At 45.2% G+C, this 21,755-nt stretch carries 20 protein-coding genes; 7 read left to right on the top strand and 13 right to left on the bottom strand.

The features are described 5' to 3' along the window. The first annotated feature begins 59 nt into the window (after positions 1 to 59). Entirely contained in the window at positions 60 to 335 is a 276-nt protein-coding gene (yccX, locus tag C4S60_RS10770) for an acylphosphatase (protein ID WP_103880356.1), read from the top strand. Between the two features lie 5 nt (positions 336 to 340). Here yccX and C4S60_RS10765 read toward each other — a convergent pair whose 3' ends face one another. The 6 genes from C4S60_RS10765 to C4S60_RS10740 all read right to left on the bottom strand — a co-directional run bounded on the left by C4S60_RS10765 (position 341) and on the right by C4S60_RS10740 (position 5,841). Then, a complete protein-coding gene (locus tag C4S60_RS10765; RefSeq protein WP_103880355.1) occupies positions 341 to 670 on the bottom strand; it encodes a TusE/DsrC/DsvC family sulfur relay protein in 330 nt (109 codons plus the stop codon). A gap of 122 nt (positions 671 to 792) precedes the next feature. After that, positions 793 to 1,455, bottom strand: coding sequence for a Bax inhibitor-1/YccA family protein (locus C4S60_RS10760; protein ID WP_103880354.1), 663 nt, complete (start codon positions 1,453 to 1,455; stop codon positions 793 to 795). A gap of 214 nt (positions 1,456 to 1,669) precedes the next feature. Continuing rightward, positions 1,670 to 2,419: an amino acid ABC transporter ATP-binding protein gene (locus C4S60_RS10755; RefSeq protein WP_031496112.1), complete on the bottom strand. Its 750-nt coding sequence runs from the start codon at positions 2,417 to 2,419 to the stop codon at positions 1,670 to 1,672. A gap of 21 nt (positions 2,420 to 2,440) precedes the next feature. Further along, positions 2,441 to 3,538, bottom strand: coding sequence for an amino acid ABC transporter permease (locus C4S60_RS10750; RefSeq protein ID WP_103880353.1), 1,098 nt, complete (start codon positions 3,536 to 3,538; stop codon positions 2,441 to 2,443). 1 nt (position 3,539) lies between these two features. Continuing rightward, positions 3,540 to 4,742, bottom strand: a complete 1,203-nt coding sequence (locus C4S60_RS10745; protein ID WP_103880352.1) for an amino acid ABC transporter permease — start codon at positions 4,740 to 4,742, stop codon at positions 3,540 to 3,542. Positions 4,743 to 4,812: 70 nt separating this feature from the next. Then, entirely contained in the window at positions 4,813 to 5,841 is a 1,029-nt protein-coding gene (locus C4S60_RS10740) for an amino acid ABC transporter substrate-binding protein (RefSeq protein WP_103880351.1), read from the bottom strand. Positions 5,842 to 6,298: 457 nt separating this feature from the next. On the opposite strand from C4S60_RS10740, the gene C4S60_RS10735 reads away from it, so the two are divergent. Further along, on the top strand, positions 6,299 to 7,237 hold the full coding sequence (locus C4S60_RS10735) for an NAD(P)-dependent oxidoreductase (protein WP_103880350.1): 939 nt from the start codon (positions 6,299 to 6,301) through the stop codon (positions 7,235 to 7,237). 52 nt (positions 7,238 to 7,289) lie between these two features. Here the strand turns inward: C4S60_RS10735 and C4S60_RS10730 are convergent, their stop codons facing one another. Beyond that, positions 7,290 to 7,772: a YajQ family cyclic di-GMP-binding protein gene (locus C4S60_RS10730; protein WP_103880349.1), complete on the bottom strand. Its 483-nt coding sequence runs from the start codon at positions 7,770 to 7,772 to the stop codon at positions 7,290 to 7,292. Position 7,773: 1 nt separating this feature from the next. Next, a complete protein-coding gene (locus C4S60_RS10725; protein ID WP_103880348.1) occupies positions 7,774 to 8,838 on the bottom strand; it encodes a 3-deoxy-7-phosphoheptulonate synthase in 1,065 nt (354 codons plus the stop codon). A 262-nt stretch (positions 8,839 to 9,100) separates the two neighbouring features. On the opposite strand from C4S60_RS10725, the gene C4S60_RS10720 reads away from it, so the two are divergent. Beyond that, positions 9,101 to 10,009 carry a putative PEP-binding protein gene (locus tag C4S60_RS10720; RefSeq protein ID WP_103880347.1) on the top strand — a complete coding sequence of 303 codons (909 nt, stop codon included), beginning with the start codon at positions 9,101 to 9,103 and terminating at the stop codon, positions 10,007 to 10,009. Positions 10,010 to 10,137: 128 nt separating this feature from the next. Next, positions 10,138 to 10,617: a PaaI family thioesterase gene (locus C4S60_RS10715; RefSeq protein ID WP_103880346.1), complete on the top strand. Its 480-nt coding sequence runs from the start codon at positions 10,138 to 10,140 to the stop codon at positions 10,615 to 10,617. On the opposite strand, the gene C4S60_RS10710 is transcribed toward C4S60_RS10715, so the two are convergent. After that, positions 10,618 to 11,967 (bottom strand): hypothetical protein, encoded by a 1,350-nt coding sequence (locus tag C4S60_RS10710; protein WP_103880345.1) that lies wholly within the window; start codon positions 11,965 to 11,967, stop codon positions 10,618 to 10,620. Between the two features lie 112 nt (positions 11,968 to 12,079). Here C4S60_RS10710 and C4S60_RS10705 point away from each other — a divergent pair, with 112 nt between their 5' ends. Then, positions 12,080 to 12,922, top strand: a complete 843-nt coding sequence (locus C4S60_RS10705; protein WP_103880344.1) for a CvfB family protein — start codon at positions 12,080 to 12,082, stop codon at positions 12,920 to 12,922. A gap of 279 nt (positions 12,923 to 13,201) precedes the next feature. Here C4S60_RS10705 and rsmF read toward each other — a convergent pair whose 3' ends face one another. The 4 genes from rsmF to C4S60_RS10685 form a co-directional block, all read right to left on the bottom strand. Next, positions 13,202 to 14,623, bottom strand: coding sequence for a 16S rRNA (cytosine(1407)-C(5))-methyltransferase RsmF (gene rsmF / locus C4S60_RS10700; RefSeq protein ID WP_103880343.1), 1,422 nt, complete (start codon positions 14,621 to 14,623; stop codon positions 13,202 to 13,204). A gap of 111 nt (positions 14,624 to 14,734) precedes the next feature. Beyond that, positions 14,735 to 17,371 (bottom strand): PqiB family protein, encoded by a 2,637-nt coding sequence (locus tag C4S60_RS10695; RefSeq protein WP_103880342.1) that lies wholly within the window; start codon positions 17,369 to 17,371, stop codon positions 14,735 to 14,737. 5 nt (positions 17,372 to 17,376) lie between these two features. Continuing rightward, the gene (locus C4S60_RS10690; protein WP_103880341.1) at positions 17,377 to 18,630 is read right to left on the bottom strand and encodes a paraquat-inducible protein A; all 1,254 of its coding nucleotides are present in this window, start codon (positions 18,628 to 18,630) and stop codon (positions 17,377 to 17,379) included. 36 nt (positions 18,631 to 18,666) lie between these two features. Beyond that, positions 18,667 to 20,463, bottom strand: coding sequence for an ABC transporter ATP-binding protein (locus C4S60_RS10685; RefSeq protein WP_103880340.1), 1,797 nt, complete (start codon positions 20,461 to 20,463; stop codon positions 18,667 to 18,669). An 84-nt stretch (positions 20,464 to 20,547) separates the two neighbouring features. Between C4S60_RS10685 and C4S60_RS10680 the strand changes: the two genes are divergently transcribed. Together C4S60_RS10680 and proQ are read left to right on the top strand one after the other, a co-directional pair. Then, complete coding sequence (locus C4S60_RS10680) at positions 20,548 to 21,021, top strand: GAF domain-containing protein (protein ID WP_103880339.1); 474 nt, start codon at positions 20,548 to 20,550, stop codon at positions 21,019 to 21,021. A 98-nt stretch (positions 21,022 to 21,119) separates the two neighbouring features. After that, positions 21,120 to 21,749 carry an RNA chaperone ProQ gene (proQ, locus tag C4S60_RS10675; RefSeq protein WP_103880338.1) on the top strand — a complete coding sequence of 210 codons (630 nt, stop codon included), beginning with the start codon at positions 21,120 to 21,122 and terminating at the stop codon, positions 21,747 to 21,749. Positions 21,750 to 21,755 lie beyond the last annotated feature (6 nt).

Below are 21,755 nucleotides of genomic sequence, written 5' to 3'. Positions count from 1 at the left end.
GCGTGAAAAGATTTGGACTAAAATCAGCTAAGCATATGGGTCTATCTGGGAGAATAGTTATGACACAATATTGTCAGAAGTTGATTGTGAAAGGGATGGTCCAGGGGGTAGGGTTTCGTTATCACACCTGCCACGAAGGGTTGAAGCTCGGGCTCACTGGATACGCAAAGAACCTCTATGACGGCTCTGTTGAAGTCGTCGCTTGTGGCAACGAAAGCCGGGTCGAGGCTTTGTGCGAGTGGTTGCTGAAAGGCCCTAGAACCGCAACGGTTGATTCGGTAACGAGAGAGCCTTGTGAACAACAAAAGCGTTATACGGGCTTTGATATCCTATAAACGCATTACAGGCATTTTGCGGGTTTTGGTAATCCCGCTAATTTTGTTGCCTGTTTAGCTGGTCCTTTCTTAAACAGTTTAAACAAGTATTTACTGTTGCCTTTTTCCGGGCCGTGCGCTTTTTCCATGGCCTTTACCAACATTCTTACTGCCGGAGAAGTATTGAATTCTTCATAGAATTCGCGAACAAACATGATGACCTCTAGATGTGAATCGGTCAGTTCAATGCCTTCTTCTTTCGCCAATACTTCAATCATTCCCTGTTCCCAATCCTGATGATTGAGAAGATACCCTTCGGCATCGGTGTCGATGGATTTCCCGTTATATTCAAACATGATATTTATCTGGTAGATGATACTCGTGGCAAGGTTAGCGCAGTTTTGTCGGATTTATCAAGTCAATAGAAATAAAAAACCCGAGAACAAGTCCCGGGCTTTTCTACAACCATTTGTACAAATTAGTCGTCGTTCATGATGCCCAAGATAGAGAGTAGGCTGATGAATAGGTTGTAAATAGAGACATAAAGGCTAACGGTTGCCGAGATGTAGTTCGTTTCACCACCGCGAACAATTTGTTGAGTTGTCAACAGAATTACACCAGTAGAGAACAGGATGAACATGCCGCTCATTGCCAGGTAAAGCATAGGCATCTGTAGGAAGATGTTCGCAACCATACCGATCAGTAGAACGACGAAACCAGCCATCAGAACGCCACCCAGGAATGAAAGGTCACGTTTAGTGGTCAATGCGTAGGCGGAAGCACCCATAAAGGCTAGGGCGGTACCACCCAGGGCTGTAACAATAACGTCGCCCATACCAGCGCCAACATACATGTTCAGAATTGGACCTGTGGTATAACCCAGGAAGCCAGTGAACAAGAATGTGAACACCAGACCCATGCTGTTATCACGGTTCTTTTCTGTCAGGAACAGTAAGCCATAGAAACCGACTAGCATCAGGATAAGACCTGGACGAGGCAGGTTCATTGCCATTGAGAATGCTGCAACGACCGCAGACCAAAGTAGCGTCATAGATAGCAGCGCGTAAGTATTTCGCAATACTTTGTTAGTTTGCAGTACACTCGCCTGAGATGAACTGCGAGATACCATAGGATCGTTCATAATCTTCCTCATAGATGATTGACTTCTTTATATGACTATTTATGGGGCTGTTCGTTCGAAAAATCAAGTCCGCCAGTGTAAGTCATAGAACAAAATCATAATAAAAATAGCTGGTTAAGTGTGCAGTAAGTTGTAACACAATATTTCTACGGCACATACAGAAAAAAAGAGGTAAAAAAAGCGACCATTTGGTCGCCTTTTTCTCGGTATTGCATCAGTGGTGCAGAATCTGACTCAGGAAGTTTTGTGTTCGGTCAGACTGAGGGTTTTCAAAGAAATCAACAGGGTTATTTTCCTCGATGATTTCCCCGGCATCCATAAATATCACGCGATCAGCCACCTCTTTTGCAAAACCCATTTCGTGTGTGACACAAAGCATAGTCATGCCTTCTTCAGCGAGCTCTACCATTACGTCCAGAACCTCACGAACCATTTCTGGGTCGAGCGCTGATGTAGGTTCATCGAACAGCATTACTTGTGGGTTCATACACAAAGAACGTGCGATCGCCACTCGTTGTTGCTGACCACCAGACAACTGGCCAGGGTATTTATCCGCCTGATCCGGAATCTTAACGCGTTCAAGGTATTTCATTGCGATAGCTTCGGCTTCCTCTTTAGGCATTTTCTTAACCCAAATAGGTGCCAGGGTGCAGTTTTCTAACACAGTTAGGTGAGGGAACAGGTTAAAGTGCTGGAAGCACATACCCACTTCACGACGAACTGCTTCGATATTTTTAAGATCTTCAGTCAACTCATTACCAGAGACAAAGATATGTCCGGCCTGATGTTCTTCCAAACGGTTGATACAACGAATCATCGTAGATTTGCCTGAACCAGAAGGGCCACAAATTACGATTTTTTCACCCTTCTTAACGTCAAGGTTGATATTTTTTAGTACGTGGAACTCGCCGTACCACTTGTTCATGTCCTTTAACTGGATCATGTAATCTTCTTGTTGCGTCATAATACGTCCTCGAATTTCCGTTTATCGTTTGTGACCGGTATGCAGTTTGTTCTCTAGCCAAATCGAATATCTCGACATGCCAAAACAGAACACCCAGAACACTAACGCGACAAATACATAACTTTCAGTTGCGAAACCAAGCCACTCAGGGTCGGTATTTGCAGCCTGACCAATACCTAGTACATCAAACATACCGATGATAAGTACCAGACTGGTATCTTTAAACAAACCAATGAAGGTATTTACAATGGATGGGATGGTGATTTTCAGTGCCTGTGGCAGAACAATCAGCCCCATTTTCTTCCAATAGGTAAGACCCAGAGCGTCAGCCGCTTCATACTGTCCTTTAGGAATGGCTTGCAGACCACCACGAATTACTTCGGCCATGTATGCGGCACTGAACATGATTACACCAATAAGGGCGCGAATCAGTTTGTCAGTTTCCACGCCTTCTGAAAAGAAGAGTGGCAGCATGACTGATGCCATGAACAGAACGGTGATCAGTGGAACACCACGCCAAACTTCGATATAGACGGTACAGATACTGCGAATAATCGGCATCTCTGAACGTCGACCAAGAGCAAGTGCAATACCGATAGGCAGAGACACAATGATACCGACAAGAGCGATAATCAGTGTAACCAGTAGACCACCCCATTTGTGAGTATCAACTACCTCTAGGCCAAACACGCCCCCATATAGCAATGCTGCTGCTATAAATGGATAGATGTTGACGAAGAAAAGCCAAATCCAAAGGCGTTTTGGTGTCCGTTCATAAGCAAGCAGTGCAACAAAAATTGCCAGTGTTGCGTAGAACAGGCGAGGACGCCAGAGTTCAGCTTGTGGATAGAATCCATACATGAACTGTTCCCAGCGCACACTGATGAATACCCAGCAGGCACCTTCACGAGAACAAGCATCTCTGGTGGTACCCACCCAGTCTGCCTTTAGAATTGCCCAGTCAAACACATACCAGACGAACGAAATAGCCAGATAGCCCAGAACGACGGTCACTGCGGAGTTGACAGGCCCATTAAATAGATTTTTACGCAGCCAGCCAACGGCACCAACTGTATTCGCTGGTGGTGGAAGGTCTGGTTGAAATTGATGCTGTGCCATATTACCTCTCCACCAACGCTACTTTCTTGTTGTACAAGTTCATCAAGGCAGAAGTTACCAAGCTCAATGTGAGGTAAACCCCCATAGTCATTGCAATGATTTCGATAGCTTGTCCTACCTGGTTGAGCGTTGTACCCGCGAATACAGAAACCAGATCCGGATAGCCGATAGCCATTGCCAGAGACGAGTTCTTAGTCAGGTTCAGATACTGACTGGTTAGCGGCGGGATGATAATACGCATTGCTTGCGGGATAACGACGAGCTTGAGTGTTCTTGACCTAGGTAAGCCAAGAGACATTGCTGCTTCGGTCTGACCGTGGTTTACAGCGTTGATACCAGAGCGTACGATTTCTGCGATAAATGATGCAGTATAAATACTTAAAGCTAGTGTCAGGGCTGCGAGTTCAGGAATGATGCTGATACCACCGCGGAAGTTAAATCCTTTCAGAACAGGGTATTCCGCAGAAATAGGCATTCCCATTACCAAATAAGCAACCAGTGGAAGTCCCACAACTAAACCCAGGCCAATACGGACCATTGGGGTTTGTTGACCGGTCAGTTTTTGCTTATTGTTGGCCCAGATCTTCACGATGATTGTTGCAATTACACCAAAGATGAAAGCACCAATAACGACGTTACTGCCTTCGCCAAACACAGGCGCCGGGAAGTACAGGCCACGAACGTTCAGGAAGATGGCTTCACCTAGGCTCATGCTCTGACGCGCAGAGGGCAGGGCCTGAAGTACGGCAAAATACCAGAAGAAAATCTGTAGTAACAATGGAATGTTTCGGAAAATTTCAATATAAACAGCAGCGAATCGACTGACCAACCAGTTAGACGATAATCTCGCGATACCGATAACGAATCCGAGCACAGTGGCTAACACAATGCCTAGTATAGAAACTAGCGCCGTGTTTAAAAGCCCCACATAGAAGGTTCTGCCGTAGGAAAAGGTTTCATCATATTCAATGAGTGTTAAACCGATGCCAAAGCCCGCTTCTTGATCAAGAAAATCGAAACCTGTTGCGATACCGCGTGCTGCCAGATTGCTTAACGCATTATCAACGATGGTATAGAAGAACAATCCGAGTGCAAAAACAGCGATGACTTGGAAAACAACAGAACGAAAGGTGGGGTTGTATAGTAGATTTGCGCTTTTCGCAGATTTGCTCTGCGGTGCGACTTGAGTCGTAGTAGGTTTCATACAGCTATAACCTCAAATCCTTAGAAAAAAAGGGCGGTCAGACCGCCCTTATTTGAGCATTGATGCGTTATTAGCGGATTGGTGGCGCGTACATGAAGCCGCCAGCGTTCCACAGTGCATTAACACCGCGGGAGATTTGCAGAGGTGAACCTTCACCTACAGTACGCTCGAAGCTTTCGCCGTAGTTACCCACTTGCTTAACGATCTGATAACCCCAGTCATCACGAATACCCAGACCTTTACCTTTAGGACCGTCAACACCCAGGATACGTTTCACGTTAGGATCGCTTGACTTAAGCATTTCGTCCGCGTTCTTAGAAGTGATGCCATATTCTTCAGCGTTAATCATTGCATTCAGTGTCCACTTAGCAATGTTGAACCACTGATCGTCACCTTGACGTACTACAGGACCTAGAGGCTCTTTAGAGATGATTTCAGGCAGTACTTCAGCAGACTTAGGATCTTGAAGGTTCAGGCGAAGTGCATACAGACCAGATTGGTCAGTTGTTAGCACGTCACAACGACCAGAGTCGAAACCTTTTGACGTTTGTGCTGCAGTATCGAATACTACAGGCTTATATTCCATGCCGCTGTTACGGAAGTAGTCAGCAAGGTTTAGCTCGGTTGTCGTACCTGACTGAACACAAACAGATGCGCCATCAAGCTCTTTTGCACTCTTGATACCTAGGTCTTTTTTGACCATGAAGCCTTGACCATCGTAGTAGTTAACACCTACAAAGTTAAGACCCAGAGCTGTATCGCGGTGTAGCGTCCAAGTTGTGTTACGGGGTAGAACATCAATTTCACCAGACTGTAGTGCAGTGAAGCGTTCTTTTGCAGTTAATGGAACGTATTTAACTTTGGTTTTGTCACCAAGTACCGCAGCAGCAAGAGCTTGGCAGTATTCTACGTCAATACCTTCCCACTCACCTTTTGAGTTAGGGTTAGAGAAACCTGGAAGACCAGTACTAACGCCACAGGTTAAGACGCCTGCTTTAGTTACTTTTTCTAGAGTACCGTCTGCAGCAGAAGCTGAAGTACTCATCATTGCAGCAGAAGCCGCTACTAAAGAAGCAATAAGAGTGAGTTTCTTTGCCATTGTGTATCCTTCCTGTTAGTTCCGTGTAAATCAGGTCCAGCCTGAATACAATGTGCTAATTATTGTTGTGTTGCATCATAAATCACTACAAATGAACCTAAATGGTGCAATTTGTAACGACCGTTTAAAGCGTAGATAATGAATTGTGATTTCTCAAATTATTAATTTAAATGGTGTTTTGAGTAGTCACATACCTCTAAACAGTTGTTAGAATGACGAAGTGTGATGATTTTGTAAATAGTGCAACTCGGCACCAAGAAAGTGCTTCAGAGCGTGGTTTGTTATTATTTCGTTAAATTGACATTATTGTTTGCATATATGATTTTAGTTCAAATTTTCACCTAAGATTACAGGTAAATTTGGTGGAAAATTGTTTTGTGACCAATGTCTCGGTGACAAAGCTGCACCAATATGGTGAGTTTGAATGAATAGTTATTTCGTTTAAAAAAGGAAATTTATGCGTTACTTTCCACTATTTATGGATTTGTTAGATAGACCGGTGTTGGTAGTTGGCGGCGGTGAAGTCGCCTGTCGGAAAGTGGAAACTCTGATTCGGGCAGGCGCCCGTGTAACCCTTGTTTCCCCTAAGCTCGAGCCGTACCTTTTGGAGATGAGCCAGTCCGGTAAGTGTATTTGGGTTCAGCGCTTCTATCAGCCAGAACTCATGAAACGGGAGTTTGTTCAGGTATGGGCAACGACCGACAATCCTGAGTTAAATCACCAGGTGCATAAAGATGCAAAAAAAATGGGTATACTTGTAAATGTTGTAGATGACACACCTTATTGTGATTTCATAACGCCCTCCATTATTAATCGTGGGCGTGTTCAAATCGCCATTTCAAGTGGGGGAGCTTCACCAGTACTCATTCGCGGTATTCGTGAAAAGCTAGAGGCGATTTTGCCAATGAATACTGCTCAGTTGGCGGATTTTGCTGCAAGTAAACGAGGGGATATAAAGAAGCACTTCGTAACAGTGGATGAGCGCAGAAAGTTTTGGGAACTGTTCTTCAAGGAACCTAAGGTCATTGAGTGTAAAAATAATCAAGAACTTGAGCAAGCATATCAGAGGCTGATTGGGAGTGAACTTGAGTTTTCGGACTCTTGCACATGGATTGAATTTGGCGATGATCCTGAGCTATTGCCCATAAAAGCATTGCGAATTATGCAGGAAGCAGAGGTCGTCTATTATGACAAGCGCTGCCCGTTTGGGTTTGTCGACTTGGTCAGGCGTGATGCAGAACGTATCGTCTATCAGGATTTAACGGAGATATCACAACAGATCATTGTCGGTAAAGAGAAGAAGCAGCGTATCGTCGTGTTTGTCGAGCGTGATTCCTCATCCCATTTGTTGCTTAAAGAAGGCGATGAAGTCATAGAATTGGCCAGGTTAAAATAAAAGGGCACAAGGCCCTTTTATCGTTAACGAGTCTGGATGTTTGAAACAGCGATCAGTCGCGGAAGTTATTAAACTGGAATGGTTGACCTAGTTCGCCATTCTTGACCAGTTGCATCGTAGCCTGAAGATCATCACGTTTCTTTCCGGTCACTCGAACTTTGTCACCCTGAATAGAAACTTGTACTTTGATTTTAGAATCTTTTACCAGCTTAACGATTTTCTTCGCAATAGGTGTCTCTATACCTTGTTTGAAAAGGACATTCTGATGCCACAGTTTGCCAGATTGCTCCGGCGTTTGTGATTCCATTGCGTTGACATCCACACCACGCTTGGTCAGATTGCCACGTAAGATGTCGCGCATCTGCTTCAATTGGAAGTCACCCTCACATGACAGTTTTACTGTTTCGTCATTCAATGCAAATGATGCTTCGACATTTCGAAAGTCAAAACGAGTAGAGATCTCGCGGTTGGCGTTGTCAACGGCGTTGCGCAGTTCAACGGTATCAATTTCAGACACTATATCAAATGATGGCATATTAACTTTCCTTTTCGTTACGCTGCTTCACAGCATCAGCAAGAATATTGAGCATCTCAGCAGTATCGTCCCAGCTCAGGCAAGGGTCAGTAATTGACTTACCGTAGGTCAGGTTATGGATATCTTCCATACTCTGGTTGCCTTCTTCAATGAAACTCTCTGCCATAATACCGGACACTTTGTGTGAGCCCGCAACAATTTGACGCGCAATCTCTTTGGCGACATCCAGCTGCTTTCTGTGTTGTTTTTGACAGTTTGCATGGCTGAAGTCTACGACCAGTCGTGCCGGGAGATCGAATGAAGCCAGTTGTTGACAGGCGTTGTCGATTGAAGCCTCATCAAAGTTAGGGCCAGTATCACCGCCACGAAGGATTACGTGAGCAAACGGGTTGCCACTAGTACGGTACACAGTCATTCGACCATGTTTGTCAGGTGAATAGAAGTAATGCTGTGCTCTGGCGGCACGAATCGCGTCAATAGCGATCTTGGTGCTACCGTTAGTGCCATTTTTAAATCCAACAGGGCAAGACAGTGCCGACGCCATTTCACGATGGATTTGCGATTCTGTCGTGCGGGCTCCGATGGCACCCCAGGTGATAAGGTCAGCGATGTATTGACCGGTAATCATATCCAGAAACTCAGTGGCGGTAGCCAGCCCAAGTTTGTTGATATCGAGAAGAAGACCGCGAGCCTTGTTTAAACCAGTCTCCAGAGCGTATGAGCCATCAAGGTTAGGGTCAGTGATCAAACCTTTCCAGCCAACAACTGTGCGCGGCTTTTCAAAATAGGTACGCATCACGATGAAAAGCTCATCTTGATACTGCTCCTGAACAGCGGCCAGGCGTTTTGCATAATCCAGAGCAGCTTCCGTGTCGTGCACAGAGCATGGACCTACAATACAAAGAAGACGATCATCGTCTCCAGTAAGAATATTTTCGATTTGACGTCGAGAATTGGCAATTCGCTCTGCCACGTCATCGGTAATTGGGTGATTAGCGCTCAACTCCAATGGTGTTGGCATTGGACCTAATGCCTGGGTTCTTAGTTCATCTGTCTTCAATGGCATGGGGCAGCCTGCTAATTTATTACGAAGCGGTAAAGATAACGGAAATGAACGTCAGAATAAACCACTAATCCTTATCTAACCCTATCATTTATCGTGTTATAGCTGTTGTCAGCCGACTAGGTGGTTACATTATTGGCAATATACCAACGATTGTTCGTGCTACAAATTTGGATACTGAATATTTTGTTCGCTTCCCCCTTGTATTCATTGGCTGGACTCGGTATTTTGCCAGTAGAACAAGTAATGACAGCACGGAGCAGCAATGGGTTACGAAAACGTCCAGTCCAATCTAAATGAAACCGAATCAGCATCAAACCTGCGAATGGGTAATGTGCTTCCAAGTTTTTCTCCTCAGTCTCCCGCTTCTCATCTTTATGTGTCGATTTCTGAGTTGATCATGGAGAAAGTTTTTTTTCATCCAAATTACGCCTCTCTGGCCGATGAACTTGATAATGTCGAACAGGAAGCGATCAATGCAATCCTTGGAGAAAACACAGCATCTCAATTCTTTGTTGATACTCTGGTAAATGAGATAAAAGCAGCAGTGACGGAAGCTCATGAAGTGATTCGTATCGAGCTTAATGATGCGAACAGTTACGAAATGAGTGCTCTGCTAGGAGGCAAGGCGGAGCCTGAAGAAATTAATCCAACGTTGGGATTAAGAGGCGTGTCCCGGTTTGCTTCTGAAAGCTATAAGGCCTGTTTTGCGCTGGAATGTGAGGTTCTGAAGCAACTCATTGCCGATGGAATTAATGTAGAAGTTATTGTTCCCTGCGTCAGAGCGCTGAGTGATGCAGCTAAAATCATCGACAGACTTGCAGAGCAAGGACTGCCTCGTGGTCTGAACGGGTTCAAGGTATTGTTTGCCTGTGACACCCCTTCTGCCGTCCTGCTATCAGAGCGACTGTTGCACTATTTCGATGGTATCGTCCTTAAAGTGGAAAACCTGACACAACTGACCTTGGGCGTGGACATTAACCAGGATGAACTGGCTCATCTGTATGATCCCCAAAATGAAGCGGTACTAAAGTTAATTAAAGAGGGTGTGGTTGCAGCCAAAAATGCCAAGAAGCCGGTACTGTTAACAGTGGGTTGTCTGGATGATTACCCTGTGCTTAAAGAGTTTATTGAAGAACTCGGGCAAATAGATGTGTATTCCACAGCCGCATAAGCAGTTTCCAGCCTGATTGTTAACTAAAGCTCCTGACCAATAAGGTAGGAGCTTTTTTGTTAACATTTCTTTGACATTTTGCTGCCTTTCTAGTTTACTGGTCGGAGGTGTTTCAAGGGAGAAGGTGTATGTTTACGCCATTACAAAAGGCTAATTTTTACCTCAAAGCGTTTGGCTTTATGAAAGTTCCACTTATTTGGTTGTGTCGTCCTAAGTTGCTGGAGTTAAACGACGAACGAGTGATCGTGAACATTCCGCTCAAACGTCGCACCAAAAATCATTTGAACAGCATGTATTTTGGGGTACTGGCGGTTGGAGCGGATGTGGCCGGAGGTTTTATGGCGATGAGTAAAGCACAACAACGCGGTAATAAAGTGTCCCTCGCTTTTAAAGAAGTGGAGGGTAAATTCCTGAAAAGACCTGAAGCAGATGTTCAGTTTGTCTGCTCCGATGGTCGCCTGATTGACGACATGCTTGATGAAACAATACGGACTGGCGAGCGAGTGAACAGACCCGTCACTATTACAGCCATCTGCCCATCCTTACATGGGGATGAGCCTATGGCCGAATTTTCATTGGTGTTGTCTCTTAAAGCGAAGTCAGCCTGATTAGAGAGGAATCTGCTCGATATCGACGATTTTTGAACGACTAAGAATAATCTTCCAACGATAGTAGACAGCGTCACTGCCCTTATTGTGCTCCTTGATGATCAGATTAAGTAGGTGACGCTTTTCAAGCGACTCTTTGACAACCTGACCATCTTTCAATTTGTAGAAACGATTATTGGATTTGTCCATCAGGCGAGTGAGAGCACGAAAGTTGATGTTAAGCGTTTCCCGTGTCTGGTCGTAGCCACTGGTAAATTTTGAGGTCGCCATTTCGGTAATTGCCCGGTAGTGAAGGATCTCTTCTTCACGTTGTACGACACGTTTCTTTCGTATGTTTTTGATCCGGTCAGGAAGTTTTTCAAAGGTGATGTAGTCCAGCCACTCTATTTTTTTTCCCACTTCCTTTTTGGTTGTTGCGTCGATGAATCGGCGACGCCACTTGGGCTTTCCTCTCTGAATCCAACGCCACATGATGTCACGTAGATCATCTTTAAAAACTTCTCGAAGCGCGTAAATCACCGACATGACCAGGATAAAGGAGGCGGTGATTTCTCCAAGGTAGTCTCTGGCCAGAATCACCGCAGAGGTCACAAACAGCATTACTAATCCGGTAGCGATGCCTTTGATGAACCGCTTAGTGTTGTTGCCCATGGATGTCATTTTCACTTGAAGGACGATGGGATGTTCTATCAAACGGCGAAGTAAGCGCATTTTGTTACTCAGCCGTGTCGCATCTTTACGCACTTGATCTGAGTTGTAGTTGTTGAGGTTTCTGTGTGCTTGTTCTTTCTCTACTATGGTAATCAAACGCTCTTTGAGAGGCGTGTAGGCCTTGCCGTTAGGGATATAGACGACGAGTTCAAGGAATTTTTGCCCGGTGTACCAGGATAGGTAATTATCAATGTTAGCGTAGTGACGTTTAAGGTTCTCTTCAAAGGGCACCGAGCGACGTAGTTTCCTAAGGATGTCGATAGCGAGTTCAATGACCTCATCGATTTCATCCGCGGTGAGTTCCTCTTTTGTGGTGTCTTTAAGCGTTGCGATGGCTTTGTCCAGCGCCATGGCATATTGATATGCAAAAAGACTCAGACTTACTCGGTATTGGGTATTAGACAGCCTTCCTCTTTTGGCTAAGCGGGAGTGCACCAAAGGCAATAAGGTTTCATTACTGAAATAGGCGCGTTTTTGCGACATTGAGTCATAATAGAAGTCGGATTCGGAAATTAAATGCGATTTCATCCCAAGTTCATTGGGAATAAATAGGAAAACATCCAAATCCAGTTTTTTTGAATTGGCCATCACATGCGCGATTTTTAAAGTGATAGCGTCTTGCTTGTCTACGGTGATCAAACAACTTCTCCGTGTACCTTGATAGTTCTAAGCATATCAGAACCATGGGAAACTAGCATCTTAAAGCGAGATAGGTATAATCGCCGCAATTACCCAAATAGAGATAAACACAATGATTAACGTAGGTCGAGTTAACCAGCTAGAAGTGATAAAAGAAGCCGAGTTTGGCTGGTTTTTGGACGGAGAAGACTATGGCTCCATTTTGCTGTCCAAAAAAAGCGCCCCGGAAGGCATCGCTATTGGTGATGTGGTTGATGTTTTTCTCTATTTTGACGCTGATAATCAAATAGCGGCCACAAAAGAAACACCAGTTGCACAAGTTGGTGAGTGGGGGTTGATGAAGATTGAGGGTATCAATAACGTTGGTGCATTTGCTAGCTGGGGCATCAAAGAGAAAGATCTATTGATTCCTTTTAGTGAGCAGCGTGGCAGATTGTCAGCGGGTCAAACCATACTTGTCTATGTGTACACGGACAAAGCTTCAGGTCGTATTGTTGGTACAACTAAGTTCAACAAGTTACTGGATAAGACGCCGGCACGTTATCAACCTAACCAACAGGTAGAATTGCTTATCGCTGAACGCAGTGATCTTGGTTATAAGGCAATCATTAACGGTGAGCACTGGGGAATGATTTTTCCGTCAGATGTCTTTGGTAAGCTGTTTATTGGCAAAAAGCTCAAAGGTTACATCAAGCAGGTTCGCGCAGACGGGAAAATTGACCTGTCGCTACAGAAAGTCGGTGTGGCAAAAATGGACGACCTCAGTGAGAAAATTCTAAGCCTGTTAGAGAAAAAGGGAGGCTTCTTGCCACTGAGTGACAAGTCTACACCCGAAGCGATTTTTGCGACATTTAAGACCAGTAAAGGCACTTATAAGAAGAGTATTGGTACTCTTTATAAGCAGGGTAAGATTACCATCAGTAAAGAGGGAATCAGCTTGGTAACCAAGGACTAATTAGTCCGGCTTTTTGAGAAAAACAAAAAGAGGCCCAAAACTGATCCTGATTTGGGCCTAGGGGAATGGCTCATGGAGAGCCTACGCTAACTGTTTTAAACAAGCTTGATTGCTAAAACTTGCCTGAGAGACTTTCTATATCAACACTTAAAACGAGCACTTAAAACGCAAGACTGAATTGTTTGTCTATGTTTTGATAACCTTTAAAGTGTAGTACAGAACAGGAAAAATGCGATGTCAGTAGCGGTTTTTGCTAGCAAAAACCGCTATCTCTCTGGACTAAAACAGGTTTTTGTCGCGTACTAACTCCCTTGGAAGGCCGTTTTTTACTCTGTTTCCCACCCATTTGCCTAAACCAATGACAAACCCTTTGTAGCTGACAAACACTTCGCCTTTGCCTGATATGCCCTCGGGCCTGACGTCACGACCCATAAACCATTCTCTGGCGTCATCGGTGTTCAGCGAAACCGCTGACACATTGCTATCTGCGAGTGCTGTTGCGACCTGGTGTTGCCATCGATAGCCTTTCTTGTGCTGCTCAGCAATCTTAATCCCCATGCGAGAGAAACGGAACTGACCCAACATTGGTTCTAGCGCGGTTGGAAATAACCAGATGTCACTGTCACGTTTCCATAGAGTGCATTCGTCTGGCAATGTAATTGCCAGTGATTGTTTAAGGTGTGTGACAACGTCACTAAATTCTTTGCGGCTAAGTGGGCTAAATGGAAACTTACCAAGACGTTTCTTGACAGTAGGTGGTGTAGATGAAGCCACCTTGTGAAACTTAGCGATGAAAAAACCCTCACTATCATAGGTTTGAGGGAACACATGAAGAAAGCCCTCGGCAGTTGTCGCTTTATCGGCTTGAGGAAACAGATTTGAAAGGCTGACAAACTCGACCGCATCACCAAATGTCTCTTTTAAGTGATGGGCGACGTTCTGGTTTTCCTCTGGGCTCAGTGCACAGGTCGAGTAGACCAGGCTTCCGCCCACTTTTAACGCATGAAATGCACTTTCGATAAGATCTTTTTGTGTTTGGGCTATCTCTTGAGTAGACGAGAGACTCCAGTTTTTCATCGCGTCCGGGTCTTTGCGTACGGTACCTTCTCCAGAACAGGGGGCGTCGAGCAGAATGGCGTCAAACTGTTCAGGCAACCATCCTCCGAATACCCGTGCATCGTAATTGCTCATTGCTACATTTCGGACCCCACAACGCTCAATGTTTGCATGGAGCACTTTAACGCGGCTAGCTGCGTATTCGTTAGCAACCAGCACCCCGTTGTTACCCATTAATGCCGCAATTTGTGTAGTTTTAGAGCCCGGTGCCGCTGCCATGTCTAATACTGCTTCATAAGATGTATCGCAGTCATCGAACAGCGCACTGGGAGGGAGCATTGAGCTGGCTTCCTGAATGTAGAATAGCCCAGCCATATGTTCGGCAGTATTTCCCAGTGGTACTCGTGACTCATCTGCATCTATCCAAAAACCTTCTTCACACCATGGAATCGGGGTTAGCTGCCACTGTTTTTGAGCGGCTTGTCGCTGAAAATCTTCAACGGTCACTTTTAGCGTATTCACGCGAATGCTCTTTCTCAGAGGTCGTTGGCAAGCAGAGATAAAATCTTCCATGTTGAGTTCGTCGGGAAGGAACGATTCGACATGGCTGAGAAACTCAGTGGGAAGGTAAACATTGGAATGCAAAGTGAAGCCTTAAACGTACTTAGTATGTGTTACCGCGAATTATATACATAGTGATGGGGTAATTAAACAAAAGCCCGCGTAATGCGGGCTTAATTCTAGGCTGTGTTGACGCTATGGCGCAGGGATGGCGGTACGCCATTCAGTCCAGCTTGGGTCAGCCGCTTTGTTTAAGTAGAAGGTTTGTCCGGGCTCAGCTTTAGGTTGCAGCTGTTTACCTTCGGGCGTAGAGAAGGTGATGCCTCCCCTGATCAGACTGTCTACCGTACCCGCTTTAATATTTGCGCCACTTAATCCAATCTGCACGTCGACACCAGAGACGTTCCAGAAAACACTGTTAGCTCGCACCAGATAGGCATATTTGGGCTCTATTTGGATAGTCGATACAACTCGATCGGCAAATGGACCCAGTTCCACTTGGGTGACGCGTCCTACTTCAATATCCCGGTAAAGCACTGGGGTACCTGCTTTGATAGAGCCACGCTGTTCACTCTGCAATATAAACTCAACCCCGTTTTCAACTTTGGCGAAGTTGTTCAGTTCGAATTGTTTGCTGTTAGGGCCCTTTCCCGGTTCCACCGCTATGTATTGAGAGACAATCGCGCCAAGGTTTTTTACGCCGCTTAGGCCTATTTCTGGTTTGACAAGCCAGTAATAGCTGTCGGAGGTTGTCACGCGATCAACAAATTCAGGTAGGATTCGTGCAATGACTTCGATACGTTGTCGCTCAAAGTCCGGCAAAGTGAGCATGACTTCACCCACTTTGACACCCTGATATTTAATCGCCATCCCTTTACTGATTTGCTGCTCCGAACCTGTGGTAAACAGAGTAATAGAACGGCCAAATTTTCGTGCAGCATTGAAGTCTTGATAGAGTTTCCAGCGCTTGCCAATCTTGTTTTCGATACCCGGCATACTGTCAAAGGCAATACCACCATCAATCAATGTCTTTAGTGGGGCAGCTTTGACACTCACCCCTGCAAGGGATGCTTCCACTTCTACACCGGATCGGTTCCAGAAAACCGATTGTGGTGTGACTAAATGTTTATATTTATTGTCAATTGAACCGTTGATATAGACGCCACCATCGGCGAGCGAATAGTCAGAAATCGAACCAACCTGCATATTTCGGTACAGGATAGGGCTGCCTTCCTGAATCGGTGGAAGCTCATTGGCGAATAAGGTAAGACGCATGGAACCATTTTGGTCATGTTTTGCTAGTTCTGCCAGTGACTTGGTCTGGAATAGCGGGAATTCGGCACGGTCAGTGTTACGTCCTTCACTTACGAAGCTGATTGAGCCCGTTAGCAATTGCTTGGCTGGAGGTACGGTAACATTGAGCCCCGATTTCGTCAGCTCTGCTGAAGCACTACCGGTAACGAAAAAACGGTTTTCTGAGCGAATAAGATGTTTGAATTCTTTTTCAATCGAGATATCCATTGCTACCTGATCGTCTACCAGTTCAACACTGTTAAGCGTACCGACTGGTATACCGCGATAGAGCACGCTGCTGCCGGGCTCGAGACCAAACGAGTTGTCTGACATTAGACGAAGAGATACTGAATTAGCCTGAACTCGATCCAGTTCATCTTGTTTGATGGCAACGAAATCGCGAACTTGGTCGCCGGTTCCGGGGACCAGAGTCAAGTAGTTACCCGTGAGGAGGTTTGAAAGGTTTTCGACACCGGATAGTGATACCTTTGCTTCTTCCAACAGAAACAGTGTCCCTTGATTAAGCATATCGCTAAAGGCTGGCTCTATGGATGCAGAGGCGATAATCGAATCTCTGTTGTCATTCAGAGCCAGATTATTAATGCGACCGATTTCCAGCCCGCGATAGACGATAGGGGAGCCGTTGGCTTTTAGGTTGTTGTTGTCTGGTACCGCAATGGTGATTGGAATCCCTCGACCAGCGGTTTTGAGATCTTTATAGAGTCTGAAATCTGTCCCTGTACTGACGGGTTCGCCACCATCAGGTGAATCGACGGCAATGGCACCACCCAGGATTGCACTCAGGCTTTCCAACCTGACATCGACTCCCTGAAAACCGACATTAGCACCAATGCCGCTGACATTCCAAAAACGGCTTTTGTTGGTGATGATATGGCGAAACTCCTCTTGTATGGAGGCGTTAATAATCACGGTTTCCGCATCGTCATCGAGCTTAAAGCTGTACACCTCACCGATAGGGATCTTCTTGTAAACAATTTTAGAACCGACAGAGATCCCACCCAGGTCTCTGGCTTTCAGGGTGACAGTCAGACCATCATTGACCGCGAGTTCTGTTGGGACGGATTCCAGAGCGGTATACTTAGTTTTTGACGTATCAGAGTCTGTAGCGGGGTAGATAGCGATGTAGTTTCCCGAAACGAGCGCATCCAGCCCGGAAATTCCTGATAGAGAGGCCGACGGTTTTACCAGCCAAAATTTCGTATCTTCACCCAATAGTTTGGTGGCTTCAGGGTAAATATCCGCATCGACGTAAATATTGGTAAGATCTTTAGATAGATTAATGTCACGAACCATGCCTACTTCGAGACCCTGATATCTTATGGTTGTTCGACCTGCAATCAATCCTTGTGCGTCTGAGAAATAGATCTGTACCCGTTGACCTGCGTCATGGACGGCTTTAACCAGTAACCACCCGGCAAGGGCAATCGTGAGAATAGGCAGAATCCAGAGCGGGGACATATGTCGGTTCTTTTTAATCTCTGGATTATAGGAAGACTGCTGTTGATAATCGTTACTCATTAAAGCTATTTCTCAACTTTGTTATTGGGTTCTACAGACGACTTGGCGTTATATCTGTCCCACAGTAAACGGGGATCAATCGTTTCTGCCGCTAACATAGTCAAAATAACGACTACACCAAACGCGACTGCACCAAAACCAGGGGTGAAATTAAGGATTTGACCTCTGTCTACCAACGTTAACATGATAGATATGACGAAGAGGTCGGTCATCGACCACTTACCAATCCATTTGACGCCACGATAAATGGTCATTTCAAATCGATGGTTTTTAACCTTATCAAACTGAATACAGAATAACAGATAGGCGAGGCCGATGATTTTCGCAACCGGGACAACAATACTGGCAATAAATATGATGATGGCGATGCCTAGCATATCATTGGTAATCAGCGAGGCGACGCCAGAAAATATAGTATCTTCCAATCGTTGACCGTTCGTAATTAAAATAGATATTGGAATCAGATTTGCTGGAAAGATTGCTATGGTGGCTGCGACTAAAAGAGCCCATGTTTTTTGAATCGAGTGGGGTTTGCGGTGGTGCAGATCTTTTCCGCACCGCAGACACTGTGTGCCCTCTGGTTGAGACAGGTGACAGTTATGGCAGTGGACTTGTTTTTTCAGAACCGGTAAGTCACTTTCTGGCTTCCAAGCTTCCCAATAGCGTCGGGTACTGACTCGCCCAATCATTACGATAGTAAGAATCTGTAAAATAACCAGGCTATAAAGTGCATGTCCAATATAGATGTCAGAGTAGTCTTGTAATTTGAAGCACGAAATGGCTACGCTGATTAAAAATACGTCTAACATCACCCAGTTTCGGCTGTGAGACAAGATACTCAGTGAGTACTTGAGGGTCTTAAACCAGCGCCGCTTCAAAGCGATATGAGCCGTGACCACCGAGCCACACATTGCTAATGGTGCAATGGTATGGCAAAAAAGCGTCAATAACGCAATAGCGGGATAGCCTTCTCTTATTAGCGCAAAAATGCCTTCGATGAGTGTTCCTTCGATCATCATTCCAACCAGTCTAATGGTAATGAAGTCGAAGAAATGGGATGGAATGAATAGCAGTAAGCAGGTAATGGCCAGCGCAAGATTGCCATTTAATGAATAGTTGTCGCTGCGATATAACTGTGTACCGCATCTTGGGCAATCGGCACTGTAACCTCGCTTAAGCTCAACGATATCCACGGGTAATTCGCAGCCCTGACAAAGACGAACTTGGGTAGGTACCGTTGGGTGAGCGTGACGACTCATCGGAGATAACCATCCGATGAGTCTATGTACGGGACATTAACTGGCGGATTGTACGGAGCCATACAAGGTTTGATACAAACCTTCTTTTTCGACCAATTCAATATGTGTGCCTGATTGAGTAACTTGTCCATCTTCCAATACATAAATAAGGTCGGCCTGTTTCACCGCAGAAAGCCTGTGAGCCACGATAAGTGTCGTCCTATCTTTGAGGAATTCACTGAGCGCAGTATGCAAGGCGGCTTCTGTGGCAGTATCAAGCGCCGAAGTTGCTTCATCCAAAATAACAAACTGTGGATCACTAAGGATCATTCTGGCAATCGCAAGCCTTTGACGTTGCCCACCAGATAAACGGATACCATTCCGACCAATCTGTGTTTCAAGACCGTCGACCAGTTTATCCGTGACGTCCTGAAGTTGAGCGACTTTGAGCGCATTCCAGAGTGAGAAGTCATCATATTCCCGGCCCAGAGTCAGATTATGCCTCAAGCTATCATTAAAGAGTATAGGTTGCTGTAAAACAACAGCAATTTTATCCCGAATAATGTCAAAACCTATGTCATCTGTACTCGCACCATTGAATTTGATAATGCCACTGCGCTGTTTATAGACACCGATAAGTAACTGAATGAGGGTGGACTTGCCACCACCACTTGCGCCAACCAGTGCCACTTTCTTACCAGCGGGTATCTCCAAACTCAAATTGTCCAGAACATCTTTATCCTGATCGTACGAGAAACATAGATGTTGGATAGATACATCTACTTGTTTTTCCGGTGTAAACGGATCGATCTTACTCAATGGTTTGGCTTCTTCTTCCAATACAAGTAGGGTGTTGATACGTCCGAGAGCGGCTTTGGCGCTATACCACGAGAACTGTATACTTAAAAGTTCCTGAACCGGACCCAACATGAACCATAGATAGCCGAAGACTGCGAAGATCTGACCAATAGTCAAATCACTGAACAGAACCATCACCATCGCAACCGCTCTGAATAACTCGAATCCAATAAGGAAGAGCAGAAAAGAGAGACGCCCGGCGGCCTCAGATTGCCAGGCATATTTGTCAGCATTATTGCGCACTTCATTTGCGTGATCTTTGAGTTGCTGGAGAAAGTCCCTTTCTCGGTTTGCCGCACGCAATTGATAGATACCATCAAGGGTTTCTACGAGACGATTTTGAAACTTCTCAAATGCCTGATTCTCTTGCTTTTTGAGGTGTTTCACCATGTTGCCAAGTTTTCTGGAGAAGTAGATGACAACCGGGTTGACTAAAAGAATGAACAATCCAAGACGCCATTCTAGCCAAAGCAGAACGATAGCAGTGCCAAGGACGGTCAAAAGGCTAATGATAAATTTGCTGAGGGTTGAACCAACAAACTGATCGATGGTTTCGATGTCGGTGATCAAATGGGCATTAATGCCGCCGCTTCCCCTTGTTTCATACTGTCTGATGCTGATCCGACCGAGTTTATCAATCATTTTGCAACGGATCTGGTAAGTGATGGTTTTCGATACGAGGGTAAATTGCCTTCCTTGCAGAATATTCAGTGCCTGACTGGCGGTACGCATTAGTACGACTAACAACAGCGTCAACGCAATGTACCCAATAGGCGTCTGCCAGTCCTCGAGCAGGACTTTATTCATATACTCCAGGCCCGCTCCTGGTTGGTTAAGCAGGACTTCATCTACCATTAATGGCATTAATAGTGGGATAGGGACGCTAATCAAGGTCGCTATAACTGCGATTACGTTCGCAACAATCAATCGCGACTTGTGATTTTTTGCTTGAGTTATTAACCAGGAACGGCTAATAGTGTCATTCGTGTCTGTCATACTTGTGAGAATAATTCCTATTACGATTGTGTGGCATTGTACGTATATCGGGACATTTTAAAAAGTATAATTATTGGAAATTTCATGAACCTAGAGAACTATGAGCGCTTGGCTAAGCAAGCTACGGCTCTCATCGAGTCCGAACGCGACTTTATTGCTAACTTATCTAATATTAGTGCACTTCTTTTCATGGAGTTGGCTGACCTCAATTGGGCAGGTTTTTACTTAATGAAAGAAGGCGAACTGGTACTGGGTCCTTTTCAAGGAAAACCAGCCTGCGTTCGAATTCCTGTTGGCCGAGGAGTGTGTGGTACCGCTGTGGCTACAAACACTGTACAACGTGTATACGATGTTCATGCGTTTGAAGGTCATATTGCCTGTGATGCGGCGAGCAACTCTGAGATAGTGATTCCATTTTCAATAAATGGTGAAGTTGCCGGGGTTTTGGATATTGATAGCCCAACTATTGGTCGATTCAGTGAAATCGATGAAATTGGACTCACGAACTTCATGAAATCCGTAGAAAAGGTGCTCAATTCCCATACAAACGTGGGCTAAAATGAAATTTGCCTGTGGTTTTTCTAGTGCAGGTCACTATAATACCAAGAATATTTTTCTTAATGCTTCGCGGATAACCGCATTAACCAGGAACCCACATGGAAAACACTGAGAAGTTGAAGAACAGCAAAGAAATTATCGCGTATATTGCTGAATGTTTCCCTAAATGCTTTACTGTAGAAGGTGAAGCGAAACCACTTAAAATTGGTATCTTTCAAGATCTTGCTGAACGTCTAAAAGATGACGAGAAGGTAAGTAAGACTCAGCTACGTGCAGCGTTAAGACAATACACTTCTTCATGGCGTTATCTTCACGGTGTTAAGCCGGGCGCAGTGCGTGTTGACCTAGACGGCAATGAGTGCGGTGAACTAGAAGCTGAACACGTTGAACATGCGCAAGCAACGTTAGCGGAAAGCAAGGCGAAAGTAGCTGCACGTCGTAAAGAGCAAGCACAAAAAGCCCGTGAAGAAGGAAAGGCGAAGCCGAAAGCGAAAAAGCCACAAGCTCGCAAGCCTCAGAACAATACAAATAAAACAACGAAAGTAAATAAGCCAGTTGAAACGCGCGCTCTGAATGCCGATGAAATGATCATTGGTAAGCAAGTAAACGTAAACATGGGCAAAGGGAACATGGCAGCGACCATTGTTGAAATCAATAAGGAAGATGTGCGCGTTCAGCTAGTAAATGGCCTACAAATGGTTGTTAAAGCGGAGCACCTGCGCGCATAAAGGAGA

This window comes from Vibrio hangzhouensis, from assembly GCF_900107935.1.
GTDB classification, from domain to species: Bacteria; Pseudomonadota; Gammaproteobacteria; order Enterobacterales; family Vibrionaceae; genus Vibrio; species Vibrio hangzhouensis.
This window is presented reverse-complemented; position numbering and strand designations above follow the sequence as displayed.